At 37.6% G+C, this 18,000-nt stretch carries 20 protein-coding genes and 1 pseudogene; 5 read left to right on the plus strand and 16 right to left on the minus strand.

Translation table 11 applies throughout. The features are described 5' to 3' along the window. Positions 1–48 precede the first annotated feature (48 nt). A complete protein-coding gene (locus BTHG_RS10715; RefSeq protein ID WP_010676743.1) occupies positions 49–552 on the minus strand; it encodes a DinB family protein in 504 nt (167 codons plus the stop codon). A 239-nt stretch (positions 553–791) separates the two neighbouring features. Between BTHG_RS10715 and BTHG_RS10720 the strand changes: the two genes are divergently transcribed. Next, positions 792–1,391: a class I SAM-dependent methyltransferase gene (locus tag BTHG_RS10720; protein WP_010676744.1), complete on the plus strand. Its 600-nt coding sequence runs from the start codon at positions 792–794 to the stop codon at positions 1,389–1,391. A gap of 645 nt (positions 1,392–2,036) precedes the next feature. Here BTHG_RS10720 and BTHG_RS24690 read toward each other — a convergent pair. Together BTHG_RS24690 and BTHG_RS10735 are read right to left on the minus strand one after the other, a co-directional pair. Next, positions 2,037–2,917: pseudogene (locus BTHG_RS24690) on the minus strand (PhzF family phenazine biosynthesis protein). Between the two features lie 120 nt (positions 2,918–3,037). Further along, on the minus strand, positions 3,038–4,051 hold the full coding sequence (locus tag BTHG_RS10735; protein WP_187370778.1) for a DUF3231 family protein: 1,014 nt from the start codon (positions 4,049–4,051) through the stop codon (positions 3,038–3,040). A gap of 435 nt (positions 4,052–4,486) precedes the next feature. Between BTHG_RS10735 and BTHG_RS10740 the strand changes: the two genes are divergently transcribed. Continuing rightward, complete coding sequence (locus BTHG_RS10740) at positions 4,487–4,783, plus strand: 4a-hydroxytetrahydrobiopterin dehydratase (RefSeq protein ID WP_010676746.1); 297 nt, start codon at positions 4,487–4,489, stop codon at positions 4,781–4,783. Positions 4,784–4,848: 65 nt separating this feature from the next. Here BTHG_RS10740 and BTHG_RS10745 read toward each other — a convergent pair whose 3' ends face one another. Together BTHG_RS10745 and BTHG_RS10750 are read right to left on the minus strand one after the other, a co-directional pair. Next, positions 4,849–5,190, minus strand: a complete 342-nt coding sequence (locus BTHG_RS10745) for a hypothetical protein (RefSeq protein ID WP_010676747.1) — start codon at positions 5,188–5,190, stop codon at positions 4,849–4,851. 39 nt (positions 5,191–5,229) lie between these two features. After that, entirely contained in the window at positions 5,230–5,676 is a 447-nt protein-coding gene (locus tag BTHG_RS10750) for a GNAT family N-acetyltransferase (protein ID WP_010676748.1), read from the minus strand. Between the two features lie 137 nt (positions 5,677–5,813). On the opposite strand from BTHG_RS10750, the gene BTHG_RS10755 reads away from it, so the two are divergent. After that, a complete protein-coding gene (locus BTHG_RS10755; protein ID WP_010676749.1) occupies positions 5,814–6,437 on the plus strand; it encodes a LysE family translocator in 624 nt (207 codons plus the stop codon). A gap of 306 nt (positions 6,438–6,743) precedes the next feature. On the opposite strand, the gene BTHG_RS10760 is transcribed toward BTHG_RS10755, so the two are convergent. From BTHG_RS10760 to BTHG_RS10800, 9 genes are all read right to left on the minus strand, one after another. After that, positions 6,744–7,130 carry a VOC family protein gene (locus BTHG_RS10760; protein WP_010676750.1) on the minus strand — a complete coding sequence of 129 codons (387 nt, stop codon included), beginning with the start codon at positions 7,128–7,130 and terminating at the stop codon, positions 6,744–6,746. Positions 7,131–7,259: 129 nt separating this feature from the next. Next, the gene (locus BTHG_RS10765; protein ID WP_010676751.1) at positions 7,260–8,666 is read right to left on the minus strand and encodes an MFS transporter; all 1,407 of its coding nucleotides are present in this window, start codon (positions 8,664–8,666) and stop codon (positions 7,260–7,262) included. A 52-nt stretch (positions 8,667–8,718) separates the two neighbouring features. After that, positions 8,719–10,107 (minus strand): aminotransferase-like domain-containing protein, encoded by a 1,389-nt coding sequence (locus BTHG_RS10770; protein WP_010676752.1) that lies wholly within the window; start codon positions 10,105–10,107, stop codon positions 8,719–8,721. Between the two features lie 192 nt (positions 10,108–10,299). After that, positions 10,300–10,605, minus strand: coding sequence for a hypothetical protein (locus tag BTHG_RS10775; RefSeq protein WP_010676753.1), 306 nt, complete (start codon positions 10,603–10,605; stop codon positions 10,300–10,302). A 176-nt stretch (positions 10,606–10,781) separates the two neighbouring features. Continuing rightward, positions 10,782–11,357 (minus strand): DUF4256 domain-containing protein, encoded by a 576-nt coding sequence (locus BTHG_RS10780; protein WP_010676754.1) that lies wholly within the window; start codon positions 11,355–11,357, stop codon positions 10,782–10,784. Positions 11,358–11,562: 205 nt separating this feature from the next. Next, positions 11,563–12,009, minus strand: coding sequence for an effector binding domain-containing protein (locus tag BTHG_RS10785; protein ID WP_010676755.1), 447 nt, complete (start codon positions 12,007–12,009; stop codon positions 11,563–11,565). A 228-nt stretch (positions 12,010–12,237) separates the two neighbouring features. Next, on the minus strand, positions 12,238–13,728 hold the full coding sequence (locus tag BTHG_RS10790; protein WP_010676756.1) for an amidase: 1,491 nt from the start codon (positions 13,726–13,728) through the stop codon (positions 12,238–12,240). Positions 13,729–13,835: 107 nt separating this feature from the next. Continuing rightward, entirely contained in the window at positions 13,836–14,534 is a 699-nt protein-coding gene (locus BTHG_RS10795) for a Type 1 glutamine amidotransferase-like domain-containing protein (RefSeq protein WP_010676757.1), read from the minus strand. Then, positions 14,531–15,286 carry a GNAT family N-acetyltransferase gene (locus tag BTHG_RS10800; protein ID WP_042341832.1) on the minus strand — a complete coding sequence of 252 codons (756 nt, stop codon included), beginning with the start codon at positions 15,284–15,286 and terminating at the stop codon, positions 14,531–14,533. Before BTHG_RS10800 ends, BTHG_RS10795 begins: the two co-directional genes overlap by 4 nt. Positions 15,287–15,507: 221 nt before the next feature. Between BTHG_RS10800 and BTHG_RS10805 the strand changes: the two genes are divergently transcribed. Continuing rightward, the gene (locus BTHG_RS10805; RefSeq protein ID WP_408605276.1) at positions 15,508–16,191 is read left to right on the plus strand and encodes a LysM peptidoglycan-binding domain-containing protein; all 684 of its coding nucleotides are present in this window, start codon (positions 15,508–15,510) and stop codon (positions 16,189–16,191) included. A gap of 19 nt (positions 16,192–16,210) precedes the next feature. Here the strand turns inward: BTHG_RS10805 and BTHG_RS10810 are convergent, their stop codons facing one another. Next, entirely contained in the window at positions 16,211–16,483 is a 273-nt protein-coding gene (locus tag BTHG_RS10810) for a DUF2277 domain-containing protein (RefSeq protein ID WP_010676760.1), read from the minus strand. Positions 16,484–16,729: 246 nt separating this feature from the next. On the opposite strand from BTHG_RS10810, the gene BTHG_RS10815 reads away from it, so the two are divergent. Then, complete coding sequence (locus BTHG_RS10815; protein ID WP_010676761.1) at positions 16,730–16,915, plus strand: hypothetical protein; 186 nt, start codon at positions 16,730–16,732, stop codon at positions 16,913–16,915. Between the two features lie 421 nt (positions 16,916–17,336). On the opposite strand, the gene BTHG_RS10820 is transcribed toward BTHG_RS10815, so the two are convergent. After that, positions 17,337–17,993 carry an MOSC domain-containing protein gene (locus tag BTHG_RS10820; protein ID WP_010676762.1) on the minus strand — a complete coding sequence of 219 codons (657 nt, stop codon included), beginning with the start codon at positions 17,991–17,993 and terminating at the stop codon, positions 17,337–17,339. Between the last annotated feature and the right edge of the window lie 7 nt (positions 17,994–18,000).

Below are 18,000 nucleotides of genomic sequence, written 5' to 3' on the forward strand. Positions count from 1 at the left end.
GAAAATATGGATGGGGCGAAAAGGCACCCTTATCCCCTTCCACTCAACTTACATCTTAGGTGCTTCCCTCCCTATCATCCCCCATTCCTCTTTGGATGGCCCGTAAATTCCGGGAACAGGTAAACCTGCTTGTCGCATAAGAATAGTCATTTGACCACGATGATGAATTTGATGTTGGATCATAAAAAATAAGAGTTGTGAATTAGAAAACTTCTGTCCGAAAACATCCTGTACTTCTTCAAGTTTTTTGTCATTCCACTGTTCTTTTAGAGCTTGACACAATGCGATACTTGCTTTTTGATAGCACTCTGCTATGTATGTAGCTGAGGTTGGGACAGGATAATCTTCTTTCGGTGACTCAAAGGAAAGATCTGTTTGTGAAGCGATAACGCCAATGGCTGTTACAGTGTGCCAAGCTACTCTTCCCAATGTCCAATTCTGAGGCGTTACCTCTTGGAACAAGGATTCATCTGTAAGTTGATTGAGAATCTTTTGAGTTGCATCTGATTCAAAATTCCATAAGGCGAAAAAACCATTTAGTGTTTTAAACATGTATTTCCTCCTCTCTTAAACATTCCATATATATTCCACATGGTGTTAAAATTTACTGTTTCTTTAACAATATTTTTTCTAGCCAGATTTGACTTTAACCTCGGTACAGTCCAGAACTAGTTTGAATTCTTCTGGGTTACGCATACTTTGAATGAATAAGGGAGAATCAGTTTTTTAGGTTTGACTTTGCTATAATGGCCATTATGGAACTATATTTTTATTAAATTGGAGCGTAAATGATGGAAAATAACGTATTTGAGCAAATGGCAAAACGATATGATACAGAAGAAAGAATTGAATTAGCAAAAGTGATTGTGAAGGAAGTAAGGCCTGAATTACAAAATAGTAAATCAAAGTCGTTAATCGACTATGGGAGTGGGACTGGGCTCGTTAGTTTGGAATTATCAGATTTAGTAAATTCTATTTTACTCATTGACTCTTCCAAACAAATGTTGGAGGTTGCGCAAGCGAAGATTTCTAACCGAGGAATAACTAACTCAAAAGTGCTCTTTTCTGATTTTACTCAAGACACTCCTGGACTGAAGGCAGACATCGTTTTATTATCACTAGTTCTTCTTCATATTCCGGGCACTAAAAAAATCTTACATGAATTGTTCAACATCTTGAATATTGGGGGCAAGCTCATTATTATTGATTTTGACAAGAACGAGAATATACAACATCCGAAAGTTCATAATGGCTTTTCGCATGAAGAACTGAAAAAAACATTATCCGAAGTTGGATTTACATCCACTGAAATAAAGACGTTCTATCATGGAAATCGTATTTTTATGAATCAAGATGCTTCAATGTTTAAATCCATTAGCATAAAGTCTTGATTCAATCATTAATCTAACTACTTGTCCCTAGATTTTCACTGTATATTTTATCCTGAAACTCAAAGGATAAAGGTGGAGGTGAATGATATGCCTGAAGAGAATACTACTTCCCAAAAATACGATTAAGTACAGTATCTGGGATACAAAAATAGATAAAAGCCATGCTCCTTCTATCGAAGATTCGCCTGGATTAACTAACAAGCAAAATGCCACACAAAACAAAAAAGACAGGTAACCCATTATTAACCCAAAAGCTACTCAGATTGAGTTGGCTTTTTTTGTATTTTAATTTATCAAGTTATGTAAATTAAGGCGTGAACTAAACCCAGTTTTGTTCACCTATCCATTCCGTACCGCACAATCGATAGTAGGCGGAGAGTTTCCGGTTAAATGCAGAATGAAGCTCTTTATAAGGGAAATAAGGGGAGGTTTTCCGATTATGAAGTGAAAAGTCTCCCATTTTTGAACGTTTCGAGTGAATAGGCGTAATCTCTCCGTCTATATAAGACTTTTTTAATAATAATTTTGAAATAAGAGAAATCTTTCCGTCTATTTATCAGCTCAAGTGATCAACCTACTCTATTAAATTTCTCCCTCTTAACAAAACTACTTACCTGCATATTACACTCTCTTATTTTAATAAACTTAAAGATACCATTCACCTTGAGCTATTTTTACAACTTTACCTCCTACATGCACGTTAATTTTCCCAAGTTCCTCATCTGCTTTTAAAAATAATAACGAAGGTCTCCCAATTTCATATCCTTGTTCCACCCGAATGTTAATCTCTCTTTTATTGAAATATTGGTATTTTACTAGGTAAGCAGCTAGACATCCATTTGAACTACCCGTTGCTGCGTCTTCGGGTATTCCATAATATTCAGCAAAGTCACGAACATTTATATCATTTTCAGTCTGATACGATTCAGGAGAAAAAACCAGAATGGACTTTGCTTCCGTATGTTCAATTAACGCAAAATATTTTTCCCGATTGATGTTTACTTTCTTTACTGCCTCTAACGTTTTTAACGGGACAATAATAGCTGGCAGTCCAGTCGAAACCTCTTGGATTGGATACCGATCGTCAATGAACTCACTGTCTATGCTTAAAACATCAGAAACTCTATTCTTATCTAACATTTGACCAAAAGTAGGTTCCTTTTGTTTCATCCAAAGAATTTCTTCCTTATTATCAAACGAAACTGGTATCTTTCCTGCTTTAAAATTTAGAAAAAGGTTTTCCAGATGCTCCTTTTCTATTTCGTTTCGAATGATATATGCCGTTCCCAATGTAGGATGACCAGCAAACGGAACTTCTTCATTCGGCGTAAAAATTCGTACATCAAAACCATTATTTTTTTTACATCAGATAAGATAAAAGTTGTTTCGGAAAAATTAATCTCTTTGGCTATTTGCTGCATTTCACGATCAGAAACATGCTCGGCGTTTTTAAAAACTGCAAGTGGATTTCCCGTATATTTCCCCTCTGAAAACACGTCAACAATGGAATAATTAATTTTCATGATTCGTTTCCCCATGTTCATTTTTAATATGATTTATTCTTTTAATTGTAGGGAACGATTAATTGATAAGCAATACCCTTATACCGGTATTGCTTCTGATTAGAGAAAAAACGGCATTTGTAACTAATTCTTTTTACTTGCTAACTCCCCTCTGTCCGGCGTTTTTGGAGGTTCTTCCATATATCCGTATTTAATCATTAAATTGACTCCATCTTCAGCATATATTCCAATTTGAGCTATGATTTTTGTATAATGGACAAATAAATCCCTTCTTGTACTTTCACTTAATGCTAACCCATAAACAGATACAGCATAGTGATTTAGAAAGTTTATTAAGCTTAGCATTAATTTATCTGAGAACGGCGCTTCTGTTGACTCTGTCACACCTAATCCTCCAAATGCAGGAACATGTACTTCATCATCTTTTAAAATTGAGCTAAATATATCTAGTAACTTTACAGTAACTTTTTTTCCTCTGATCAGATAGTTACGAATTTCATCTGATTTCGCTGTTTGGCTAAATCCAGTAATTAATTCTTGTCCTAAGGCATTACGCGTTATATTTAGAAATAAGTGAGTGATTTGTATGGCGTGAAGAGGTCGTCGTTCCCCAAACCAACCCGTTAAATAACTCTGTTCTTTAACAAAATCAACTTTTGTTGGGTATGGTATAAATGGTGCACGAGCAAAGATTCCCTTTTGTAAGAGAACATCCATAATCTTATTTTGAATGTCAGCAAAAAAGAGCAAACTTTCATAACAATAGTTGCGTATATCGGAACGAGGACAAGTGAACATTCCGAGCTCATACTGCTCCACTCCTGCTCTCGCCATAAAGTAAATATATTGAGCCATCAATACATCCGTAAAAAGTCTAGGTGCTTTTAGATTCACATCCAAGTCGGTGTATCCATGGGGCTTGGGAATTCCTTCTTGATGATAAAAGGAGTTTAGTTTTTCTATACGCTTTTCTTTTGCTTCTAGCTTCGTTTGAATGAGCTTTTGAATATCTGCATCTTCTACGGTTGCTAAAAAATGCTGCAGCACACAACGGTTTAGGGTTTCAAACATATACATTTTCCACAAAGCACCTAGTTCTGCAGTCGTCATCTTTATATTTGTGTGGTCCGTCATCATGTTTGACTCCTTTCTATGTATACAAGGTATTTTGTCCAATTGTAAAAATAAGTCGAATTTCTTTTTCATGAATCGCTTTGGAAATTATAGCCTATAAGCAATCACAAAATGATTGGATAATGGGTTCTTTTAAACAGTTACTGAATCAAACAAATTGGAAGATGATGAACAATTTAAGAAATGGATGATCAGAGCATTTGCTCAAGAATAAACTGTAGGATAAAGGTTCTTTGTTGCTAATAGCTGAAATAAACCATTGATTGTAGCGGAAAGCGTCCACCTGCAGCAGAAATCCATTGTGTCATTAACCACAAAGTTTGCGAAAACAGCCATGATGAAGCAGTTTAACGGATGAGCATGTAATAGAACTATCTAAGCTCTGACGATAATAAATTGGTTTAAAAAATATGAGTAAAAAAACAAAGGGGAAAGGACATGGAAAAACTAAGTGAGTCTGCCATTCAAGATAAACTAACAGAAAATCCAAACTGGAAGTTGATTGATGGAAAATGGATTATACGGAAATATCGGTTCCAGGATTATCTAAACGGTATTGAATTTGTACAACATGTTGCCCAACTGTCAGAAAAAATGAATCATCACCCCTTTATCTCCATTGACTATAAACTCATATCCATTAAAATGACTTCTTGGCGAGCAAGGGGACTAACAGAGTTGGATTTTACTCTAGCTAAAAGATTTGATGAGTTGTATTTGCAGCACAAAAATTAGGAATGCTATAAAATAAAAGGACCACACTTGTTAGAAAAAATCGACAAGGTGTGGCCCTATTTTTTTCAAATTACTTCTTCAATTGTAGATTTCCCTTCGGTTTGTTCATTATCTAGCCATTTCCAACTCTCATGGAGTCTAATTCTACCGTCTGGAAGGGATTCAGGAGTTGAATAACATTGTCCTCCCCTTATCTCATTTCTTGTATTCACATGGTTATACCTGAAATTCAAACAGCCATTATCCTCCACAATACCAATCAGAGTGCCTTTTACAATGTCTCCACCACTATAGGAAGCAGAAAGAATATTTCCTTCTTGTTTGTAATCAAAAAACGTCTTTGAAGAAACCTCTCCATTTTCGGTGTTTGCAATTGAAACAAATCTTTTTCCATTGTAATTTATCATATAACCGCCATCACACCTTCCTTATTTAACAATTAAAGGTTATTCAGCTAAATCTAGTTCGTAATGGTAAAATTCAGAATCCCTTTTATAACCATTTCTTTCATATAGTCTTTGAGCAGAATCATTATCTGGTGCTGTTTCCAAACTAATATATTTTGCACCTGTTTGAATTGCATATTCTTTGGCTTTCTGTAAAAGCATTTCTCCTACTCCTTGTTTTCTTGCTTTTGAATCCACATATAAGTCATTTAATACCCATGCCCTTTTCATAGATATGGATGAAAAGGTAGGATAAAGTTGAGTAAAGCCAACATAGTTTTGATCGTCCTTCACCACAAAAATGACAGACTCCTTCCTTTCCATACGTTCTTTTATGTAAGTCTTTGCGCCTTCTAAATCGGATTTCTGCTTATAAAACATACGATATGAATTAAATAAATGGGATACACTCTCTACATCCTCAATTGTAGCTTGAAATATTTCCATCGTTTATCCACCTCACAAATAATTTTCTTTATCAAATTACTTTACACTATATTTGGAATTTTTGCTCTAAATTCGCAAGACTTTTTGTTATAATTAGGTATTCACCAATGATGAGGGAAAAAGTAGGAGGAATAAACGTGGATCTGCTATCAGTTATATCTTTTTTGGGTGCGGCAATCGTCCTCACTCTTATGCCAGGACCAGATAACTTGTTCACCCTGGCACAGAGCATCGCAAAAGGCAAAAATGCAGGTATCTTTACTACCCTTGGCCTTTGTACAGGATTACTCGTCCATATTGCAGCTGCGACCATTGGTATTTCAGCCGTAATTTACAAGTCCGCATTTGCATTTACAATCGTAAAATATGCAGGTGCAGCATACTTATTGTTTTTAGCATTTAAGTCTTTCAAGGAAAAAGCTTCAACTTTTAACCTAAACAACGAGGACTCGCTAGATTACAAATCTTTATATAAAAAAGGGGTCATCATGAACCTATTAAATCCTAAAGTTTCGTTGTTTTTCCTTGCCTTCTTCCCACAGTTTATTAACTATGAAAATGGCAGTGTCTCCATTCAAATGCTTGTCCTAGGAATCCTTTTTCTAGTCCAAACATTTGTCATCTTTTCTTTCATAAGTATCTTCGCTGGAAAGGTTGGGTATTTCCTTCGTAAAAATCCGACACTCTCCAAAAAGATTAACTACATACAAGGGACTCTGTTCACACTTATCGGACTAAAAATTGCCCTTAGCGAAAAATAATGAGTAGATCGTTATAAAATGACCGCACCCCATTTACTTTTAGGATAGAAAAAATGTCTTTGGGTTTCCTGTTAAAAGTGAAGTGTCCTATGACAATGGCGTTGCCCCGTACGGATACATAACAGCAAGTTCGTAAAAAATTTTATGTTTATGAAGGAATAACGGAGGAATTTTCTTATTTAAATAATGAGTAGTCGAGAAAGCAAATCGTAAAATATTTTAAGCCGGAAAACTCTATTTAAGTTTCCGGCTTTTTTGATGTTCTTACTAACGTTGGTAAGAAACTAAGTCAATTCTATTTCTTCTTTAATTATTATGAGCAATCTGAATAAGGTTACCACAGGTATCATCGAAGACAGCTATTGTAACTGGCCCAGCATTTGTTGGTTCCGTCTTAAATTTTACACCAAGCTGTTTCAATCGTTCGTACTCTTTGTGAACATCTGAAACCCCAAACATTGTTGCTGGAATTCCGTCGGCGAAGATCTTTTTTTGATACTCTTTGGCAGCCGGATGGACATTCGGTTCGAGCAAAAGCTCGGTACCTTCTTGATCCTCAGGGGAAACAAGCGTTATCCACCTATATTCCCCCGCGGGAACGTCATGCTTGATTTTAAAGCCCAGGGTTTTAGAATAAAACGTTAATGCCCTCTCTTGATTTTCTACAAATAAACTAGTAACAATAATTTTCATCTCAGTTTTGCCTCCTTTACTAGTTGTGACACATATTGTTATATATTATCAATATGCCCTCAGGGAAATCAACCTGAGCTTTAGTAGAAGACCTGTTATGTAAATTACTCTTTAAACAATTATACTAGTTTAGTAGCTACTTTTACTTGAATGGGGACCTGAATTTTCAGGTATTTGTATTTTAGCAGACTTCTTCTGTTTGTCGATACCTGCCCAGATCACGATTGGAATAATCACCAATGAAAACATACCACCAGCAACTGATAGCACTGGATAACTTGAATGTGCAACAATCACTCCAGATATGCCTCCTCCTAAAGCCCCCGACAAAGCTATCCCAACATCAACAGAGCCCTGGGTCTTAGCCCGAGAGGATGGTGATGTTGCATCTACAAGGATGGCTGTACCACTAATTAAACCGAAATTCCAGCCAAGCCCAAGTAAAACAAGCGCTATAACGAGTACTACCATCGAATCGGCAGGTCCCAAAGCAGCTAGAAGACCAGCGGCAAGTAGGGTAACTGCAGAAGCAAAAGCCATCATGGCACGGCCAATTTTATCAACCAGAAACCCGGTTATCAATGAAGGCAGAAACATAGCTCCTATATGAAATCCAATCACAAGTCCTACTTCATTCAAATGATGGCCATAATGTCCCATATGTATCGGTGTCATCGTCATAATTGCAGTCATAACAAATTGAGTTAGGACCATTACTGAAGCTCCTGCAAGAACTCCTCGCCTGTTTATCAATGTGGAGTCAGACTCTTCCTCTAAACGTAATTTATCGGTTGAACGTTGATTATCAGATATTGCTTTTGCAACAATAAGAGGATCTGGTCTTAGTAAAATTAAGAAAACCATACCAGCAAGAATATAAGCGACTGCAGCTAATAAAAATGGGCCCGCTAAAGCTGGAATTCCGATTGATGTCGCAAATTCTCCCATTACATCAACAAGGTTTGGGCCTGCGACAGCACCGAATGTGGTGGAAACCATGGCTATACTAATCGCCTTCGCCCTTTGTCTTGAATTAGCCAAGTCTGTTCCTGCATACCGTGCTTGTAGATTTGTAGCTGATCCAGCCCCATAGATAAGTAATGAAACGAATAATAGTAGAATACTATTTGTGAGAGCTGAAATGACGACTCCAATGGCACCTAATCCTCCTGCTAAAAACCCAAAAGCAAGTCCAAACCGACGTCCATAGCTTTGCGAAAGTCGCCCCACAAGAAGTGCAGCTCCCGCTGACCCTAGAGTAAATAACGCGGTAGGAATACCTGTGACACTATCTGCACCCAACATATCCTGGGCTAGAAGTGCTCCCACTGTTATTCCTGCTGCAAGTCCCGCTCCTCCAAAAATTTGGGATAAGACCACAACCATTAATGTTCTCTTATATAGTTGTTTTTGTTTTTCTGAAGAACGAATATAGTCTTGTAACCAAGCTTTTTGATTGTCTTTCTTTTTTGCATTTTTGTTGAACACATTCCCACCTACCAATCTATTATCAGAATTAATCCTAATTTCAAACATTTTAACACCAATAAAAATGCCATACAATAAATTAATTGTATGGCAAACACTTTTATAGTAGTTGTGATAGTAACCGTTTAAGAATGATTAGTCCTTTTTCAAGCTCTTCAATTGTTTCTGGAGCACAGACTGCAACCCTTACAGCCCGCTCTGGACAACTATTTCCAACGACAAAACGTTCAGCAGCATACACTTGTATTCCCTGTTGTGCAGCTACTTTTTCAAATTCAGCACCTGTAATCTTACCTGGTAGCAACAACCAACGAAAGATGCCTGTTTCAGCACCTAAACACGTATAGTCTGCCAAATATCGATTTACCACTTGGTTTCTGAGAATGGCTTGTTCACGATGCCTTTCAATTAAGTCCTCAAATTGATTTGATACAATAAGACGTGCTGTTAATTCAGCTAATAACGGTGAAACAGATATATTTATATTATATAGTGCTCTTGAAATTATTTCTTTGTATCGCATCGGGACTGCTACATACGCGAGTCGTAATCCTGGTGCTATTGATTTCGATAAGCTCGCAATATGGATGACATGATCGGGTGCAAATGATGCAACTGCTGGTAGTGGGTTTTCGTTATGGAGATGGTATGTTGCATCTTCAATAATGAACAGATTACACTTTTTGGCAACTTCCGCTATTTTCCTACGATTCTCGATAGACATTCTTGAAGTTGTCGGATTATGATAATCTGGAATGATGTATATCCCTTTAATATTCTCATTTTTACACGCATATTCAACAGCATCTGGACTCATTTCATTGTTTACTGATTTAATCGGGACTACTTGCAAACTTAGCATTGAAGCAACAGTTTTTAAGCCCGGATATGTATGATGGTCAGCACCGATGCGATCACCTGGTCGGCAAAGACTCGCAAGTGTGGCAGCCATCGCATTTTGTCCTCCATTTGCAAACACAATGTGATCAACGTTTGTTTCAAACCCACCTCTTCGGATTAGTTGTACAGCAGCATCCTTTTGCCATAGACTTTCTCCCGTTCTACCATAACCAAACCATTTCTCATAATCTGTCTCTTGCAACATACTTTTCAGTTGCAGCAGTAATGGCTCATAAGATGCATTATCTGGTAGGGTTGCTCCCATTTCAATGAGATGCTTCGGCTTCGAATCTTCAAGTAAATACGCATTCGACAAAGCATCATACGATACAAAGGTACCACTTCCAACAGATGTACTTAACAAGCCATTTAACACACACACTTTAAAAGCTTTTGAAATCGTGCTCAAATTCACATCCAAATAATCGGCCAATTCTCGCTGTGGAGGAAGTTTTGTACCGGGTAATAAAACTCCGTTAATAATGTCCTGTTTAAGCTGATTTGCAAGTGCTTGATAAATTGGCTTGTTGGTTTTGTCCATAGACGGCTTCCAGCTCATCGGATAGTTGTCAAAAGAATTAACCGGCATGATTCTCACCCTTTTTCACACATTTTCTTTATAAATCTGTATCCATCATTCTAATCCTTTGACCTTTTATTGCACTCACTTTCAAACTACACGTTAGCGTCTTGTAAACTGGCAACCACTGAATGATTCGGGCTTAGAGAAATTGGTGAGTAAACCATATTTCACAGCCACTACTTCAATAAGGAGCTTTTCTTATTTTTTTAAGGTTGTAAAAATCCATCTTATAATTCCAATGATAAAAATGACAATACCAATTCCTAATGTTATAAGCCCTAAAAATGCACCACCAAATCCAGCGCCTTCTCCAGTTCCCCCTGAATCCCAATCATAGAAATGAAGAAATAAAGCACCACTTGAAAAACCAACTATTGGTGCAAGTATCATCATAATGACACCTGATACAATAAGGCTTACTTTTCTTTTTTTGAACAAGACTATAAAAGTAATAGTAAGCGAGATAATAAGTAAGATAAATAAAAACAAAATGAAATCTTCCACCACTCAATTCCCCTCTCTGACAGTGTTACTTCTTTTCTTATCACAGCTCAAAATTTATAGTTTTAATATTAACATAATATTCCGAATGTTACCCTAAAAATAAAAGACCATCTTGTGTGATGATCTTTTCTGCCGATAACATGATCATTTTCATAGGGAATCTTTTCTTAGTAAAATTAAACTCTTAGTGCGCCACGAAAACCCCTAGCCGCATAGTAAGAATCAGCCCCATTGTGGTACGTAAAGACAGTGTCATAGCGACGGTCACAGAAGATGGCTCCCCCTAGTTTTCTAATTGCAGCTGGAGTTTGTACCCAACTTGAGGTTTTTAAATCAAATTGATCAAGTTCCTGCAATCCTCGATATTGTTCTTCTGTTAATAATTCAATCCCCATTTCGGTAGCCATATCAATAGCACTATTTTCTGGTTTATGCTTTTTTCTTGACCCCAGTGCTTCACGGTCGTAACAAACACTTCTACGGCCTTTTGGACTTTCCTTTGAACAATCATAAAAAATATATTCGTCCTTGTCTGTATCATGTCCTACTACATCCGGTTCGCCGTCCGTACGTTCCATTTCATGAAGTGACCACTGTTTTTCTGGATTTGCTTCTAACTTTGCTTGAACTTTATCCCATACAAGACCTTCATGACGGTGCATGTTTTTTTCAAATCGTGCTTTCAAGGTTTTTAGTAATTCTTCACTTTGTTCTGGTGATAGTTTTCCGCTGATTTTATTTTCTTTTGTCATATTTGTTCTCCTTTATCTTATTACTATCATGGTTATTACCCCAATCCACTCAGACAACTTTTCTAAGTTTCATATTTCTCACCATTTTACCTACTAGTAAGTATTTTAGCTTCTACGATACTTATCCTCAACTATCATGACATATTCACATTACCATCAACAAAACTTCCCGTTACGAAAAGCCACAAGCTGACAACAACATTTATTACGTGAGGATTGGCAAAAACACCTCCACTTCTTCCATACCGTTATCCATTTGATGATAGGTTTCAACAATATACGTTTCTAAATTTTGATTATCTCCCTGGTCAACTGTCCAATTTAGTAATTTATCATGGAGGTTACCGACATGATTTATGTTTCCCCTAATCGTCGTATACGTTTGGTGGACCTCCATATAAACCATTCCAAATGGAACTTCTGTTAAAGGCTCATGAACAATTACCCCTACATAATAGTGGCCTTCAAGATGGTTTACATCTCTTTTCGGTTCAAATAGGGCGATTTCAACACCTGAACTATTTTCAATTTCGTCTATACGTTTCATAAATTGGTGAGCGAGTTTGGGAACTTCACTACCAAAATCCGCAAAAGCTCCACCACCTTTTATGCCTACAACTCTAAAGAGTTTCTTAGCCTTTTTACATTCCATCATGATTCCTCCAAAGTGTTAATTATATATAAAATCTATCCAGTTTGTAGACTTTTGGTTTGAAACGCTCTACGATTTCCGGATGTTCAATACACAGAAAAAGTGTGCCTTTGTTGAATTGTTGGGTGAATAAACATTTCCACAAGAAGCACACTATTTTAGTTAATGGTCATAAATCTTTTATCTACTTTCACAGCTATTAAAGCAAAACTAGCGTTCACAGTTAGCCTATAATACTAAGCTTCTATCTCTACAAATCTTATAAATATCATGCCATGGTTTTAGTTGTTCAAAAACGGAGCTTGCGGCAAACACATCACTGTCTGCATTTCGCTTTCCAATAATTTGCATTCCTACAGGATACCTACCTTCTGCAAGACCAGCTGGAATGGATGCAGATGGATGGCCAGTAAAGTTTGTAAAATAGGTTAAACACCAACCAATTAACGGGTCAACTTCAACACCATTAATGTGAGTCGGACCTTTCGTATTTCCATCTGTCCGATTATCTACTGGCAAACAAGCAAGTGTTGGCGTGATAATCAAATCATAATCCGCAAAAACCCCTTCGATTGCATCATAAATCTCTGAGCGCATTTCTTGGTCACGAATAAAATCAGTCATGTTCATTTCATAGCCTTTGCTAATCCATTCAATGAATTCAGGTGGCAAATCATCTCTTTGATCCTTTAATAAGTCGATTCCTTGCTTTTTAAATCCTTCAAAAGCACCAATGTTTCCATACATCATCATTCGGTTCCATAAATCACTTAGTTCTTTCTGGTCACGATGAATGTTAAATCGAACCTCTTCAACCTTTGCACCAGCGTCCTCAAATAATTTTACGGCATTTGAGACAATTTCTTTTACTTTATTATCAACAGGGAACACGCCAAAGTCAGGACTATAGGCAATTTTCATGCCTTTAATTGGCTTCTGTAATGCACCCATATAGTCTACTTTTTCATCTAAACTAAATGGATCTCTAGAATCATATCCTGTTAACACACTCATGCCCATCGCTGCATCTTCCACGTTCCGGGTTAACGTTCCTTCAAATAAGAATGGATGTATACCACCAAAAGCGTTTGGCCTTGAAACAAAAGGAACACGACCAAAGGATCCTTTATATCCGTACAATCCACACCAAGAAGCAGGAATGCGGATGGAACCTCCACCGTCTGTTCCTTCTGCAATTGGGACCAATCCATCGGCAACAGCTGCAGCACTACCACCTGAAGAACCACCACTATTTTTCCTTACATCAAATGGATTCTTCGTAGCACCAAACAAGTAGTTATCAGTCACACCTCTTAACCCCATTACAGGGCTGTTCGTTTTTCCTACTAAAATAGCACCCGCTTTTTCAATTCGATCAGCATATGTACAAGAAAAGTCGACAACATAATCCTTAAATGCTGGTATTCCTCCAAACGTTGTTACCCAACCCGGTTTAAAGTCGAATAAGTCTTTCATCGCTGTTGGAATTCCATGGAGCAATTCTAGTCTTTCACCTTTCATAACCTTTTCTTCCGCTACCTTTGCTTTTTCCCGTGCTTCCTCAAAACCAAGGTAAACGAACGCATTGATTTCAGGATTACGTTCTTCAATACGTTCAATTGTTGCTTCCATGACTTCTACAGGCGAAAGTTTCTTTTCAGCAATTAATGAGGACATTTCTTTTACACTCATGTATGCAAGTGGTTCATTATTATTCATAGACTTTCCTCCTTTTAAAAATAGTATATCACCATTTTGTAAACGTTCCCAAATAATTATAAGACTCTTTTGAATTATTAAAACACCGAAAAAGGGCTCTTTTCCTCTCAATCACCTAAGTATAAAGTCATCATTTCTTCTTCTACAATACGATTTTGTACCTTTTTCACAAAATAGGACTTTGCGTTTTGTCTGGAACTAACTGATGTAGATAGGGTTTCATTTATAAAGTGAAGGGCTACACCATCATCCACGCCGTAACCTTCTTTTATTTTACCTTCCAAGATTAACTGGTGATAGGAAGGCTTCCTTTTATTCTCACCATCATAATGGGGACAATTACTTCCCTTTAACAAGCCTAAACAATCCAGTTTATATAATGGAGCATGTAACGGGTCTGTTAATCCTTCCTCAAACCAACATATCGAACCAGCACTAATACCAGCAAGGATAACCCCATTTTCATAGGCTTTTTTTAAAATGGTATCTAATCCCCATTCCTTCCATAAAAGAAGCATATTTCTCGTGTTTCCTCCGCCAACATATATTACATCTTGCGCTAACATGTCATTTTCCAAATCCTTAAAATTGGGTTCAAATAAGGATAAATGAGTTGGCTGACAAGGAAGTGTATGAAACGCCTGGTAAAACCGTTCGATATAATTGGTTTGGTCACCACTGGCGGTAGGAACAAAACATATTTTTGGAGTATCTTTTTTTACTTGAGTAAGGGTGTATTGATCCAGTAAAAGATTTTCTGGTTCCATTGAAAATCCCCCGCCACCCATCGCAATTATCTGTCTCATCTCTCCACTCCTTGTAAAATGCTTAATTTTTTTCGTGCAGAATGAACGGTTAGTCTATGAAATGTAATCAATTTATTTTTATAGATGACTCCATAGATTCCATATGGAGTTGGTGATAGTTTCAATAATTCTTCTCTGTTTTCAATGTTAATTATCTCCGCGTGAATCCCCAATTGGTTTGCTGCCTCGGTTACATTATCGGTTGCTATCTCGACAAATGGACACTGCTGAGTCCGAAGAATGGTTAATTTGTGAAACCTGTTAAGCCGCTCCTCCCAGTCATTCGGGAAATAGGGTTCAGGTGAATTTCCAAGCTTATAAAGTAGTAATTCGAATCCATATGGTGCCTGGTCAACCTCGATGAAATTATTTTTTATAAAAATATCTTTACTAGGTGTCCATGAAGTGTCAGTGTTCGTCACAACAATAACTCCAGCTTTGTTTTGTTCCTTTGCATCCTGAATACATTTTTGAATTAGGGTTGAAGCATAACCCTTTCCCGTTATCTGCACCCATAGACAATGAATGACTAAGTAATTTTCACCGTAGACAACTCTAGACGAATGCTCAATCGGAGTATATTCAATGAAACCCGCTGGTTTGTCGTCTTCCATTATTTTTATATACGTTAATCCTTCGTTTAGCCTTCCCTTCAACCAGTTGTTTTTGTTCTTATAGCCAGTTGAGTTTGGTTTACTACGAAGGCAATAACACCCCACTTCATCTACGTTCCCTTCATTTAGTTCGACCATTGTTGCCAATGTAGATTCCTCCTAAAAATTCCTTTGTCTATTTTATTCTCCATATTTAACCAATTACCTTTTTTAAACGTAACGTTTTTAGTAGGACATTCACCCGGTACATCCAAGATGAATACTCTAATAAACATCTATATTGTTCTATTAAAAAGGAGTGTCAAAAATTGAATCGTTTTTACACACATGCCATTCAACCGGGGGATAATCTTTGGCAATTGGCACAGGCATATAAAACAACGATAGAAGACATTTTCGCAGCAAATCCAGGAATAAATCCATATTATTTGCGAGTGGGAGAATTCATTAAAGTTCCAAGTAACCCATTAAAAAAGGATCGTTGTATTAGCCAAGCAGAAGTCGATTATCGTAACGATTTACGCAGCTTATGGGAGGAGCATGTCGCGTGGACAAGGATGGCGATTATTAGTCTAACTTTCAATCTACCAGATTTACAATTTGTCCTTACGCGACTTCTAAAAAACGCAACAGATATGGGGAATATGATTCGCCGATTATATGGTGATGAAGCCGCCACGACGTATGGAAACTTAATTAAGGAACATCTATTGATTGCGGCTGACCTAGTAAAAGCAGCCATAGCAGGTAACCAACAAGCTGTTATGACGGCCGAGAAAAAGTGGTATCAAAACGCAGATGAGATTGCGAAGTTTTTAAGTACCGGAAATCCATTTTTAACGGAAGAGGCAGTACGAAAGATGTTCTATGAACACCTAGATTTAACGAAACAGGAAGCTGTCTCTATGATTAATAAGGACTATCAAAAAGACATCGAGGTTTATGATGCCATCGAAAAGCAAGCTCGCGCAATGGCCGACATGATTTCGGACGCCATGGTGCTGCTGTATCCGGATATGTTTAAAGTAACGACCCTCCGTTAATAGCAAGGAGGGTTTCGTTTTATTTCTCTCCAAATCTTTTAGCTGATCGAATGCGTGCACGCTCAGCTTCTACCTCACGATTGCGAGGCTCCGCACTGGTCTCCAACGCGTTTAATAAATTTTGAGTAACCAACGCGATTTCATTGATTGCCTGGTAAAATGCCTCTTCATTAACCTTGGAGGGCTTGTTAAAACCTGTTATCTTTCTAACGTACTGTATAGATGCTGCCTGAATCTCTTCATCGGTAGCAGGTGGGTCGAAATTAAATAAGGTTCGTATGTTTCTACACATAATTTACTCCTCTTTGTTTTATTTCATCAAGGGATTAGTCGTCTCCCAGGTTTTTATGTATTATTCAATAAAAGCTTGCACTAATCCTGCTAGCTTTAGACACTTTTACCCGGTTTGCGAACATTTTCGCTAAATGTGATGTCTAATGTGTGATTGCTAAAATGTTCAACCTCTCGTCTATCATCCAGTTGTTTTCGTAATAATACAAGATATAATTGAATTATCTTTCTATCAGGTAGGTAAACAATGAAGCTATTTACACTAAAAGCGCCATTTATGGGATATAAAAGAGGAACTCAATTTTACTTAATTGCTGAATCAGAATTTATCGGGGTAAAAGAGTTTGTGTTACGAACAAAAGAATTAACGGAAAGTATCACAATCTCTGAAAGGGAGCTTCTTCAAAATTTCACTTTCATAAAAAATCTTTAAGCCCTGACTAGGAATGGAGAAAGGATATGTTTATTCGAGGCTTCATTATTCTTATGAAGGACTTTCTCACCGGCCAGGCTGCTCGTTCGGGGCTTCATCGGCCTTATGAAGGACTTTCACATCGTCTGAGATGCTCGTTCGAGGCTTCATCGGCCTTATGAAGGACTTTCCCACCGGCAGGGTTGCTCGTTCGAGGCTTCATCGCCCCTATGAAGGACTTTCTCATCAAACCAGCCGGCCGTTCGAGGCTTCATCGACCTTATGAAGGACTTTCACAACAATCCAACCCGCCGTTCGGGACTTCATCCGCCTCATGAAAACTTCACACCAACAGATTTGCTTGTTCGTACCCATCGACCTTTTCTAATACTCCAACACAAAAAGCGTTAATCCAGCTTGGATCAACGCCCCGACATATTTATTATTGGCGAGCAGTTAGTCTAGCTAATCGCTCATTCAGCATGTCTTTCCACTCATCTGCCAATTCATCAACTGCCAAAATCTTGTTTATTCCCTCGACATCCCGTGGTCTTTTAAAATAAATCTCATTCGCCTCAAGAATGGAAACTTGATTTGGATTTCGCTCCACTAATGTAATTGGAGAATCCTTTCTTACTGTACCTTCTTTTAAAACACGCGCCAAGTATCCGGTAAAACCAGTTTGAACCATCATTTTTAAAAGATACGGATTGTTGGTTCTTTTTGTAATGGTACTACATGGAATTCGACCTTGGGTGATTTGCATAACAGCCTCCCCAACCTGGAAAACGTCTCCGATACAGACATCTTTTTCTTCCATATTGGTCAGGGTTAAGTTCTCCCCGAAAGTTGGAAGTGGTAACTGCACTAAAAACTCATTTTGCCACAATGAATAATGTTCATACGGATAAATACAAACAGCGCGATCAGGCCCACCGTGATGCTTTAAATCGGCAACCCCGTCCCCACGGAATCCATCTTTCGTCAAAAACGCCTCTTCCACGGCTTGTTTCCGAATCCCAGTGATTACTTCCTCATTTTTTCCGTACGTCATTTTTTTGGGTAGCCCAATTGAAAAATTCTTCATTTCGATTGTCATGGCTGTT

The organism is Bacillus timonensis (assembly GCF_000285535.1).
Lineage (GTDB): Bacteria > Bacillota > Bacilli > Bacillales > Bacillaceae_L > Ferdinandcohnia > Ferdinandcohnia timonensis.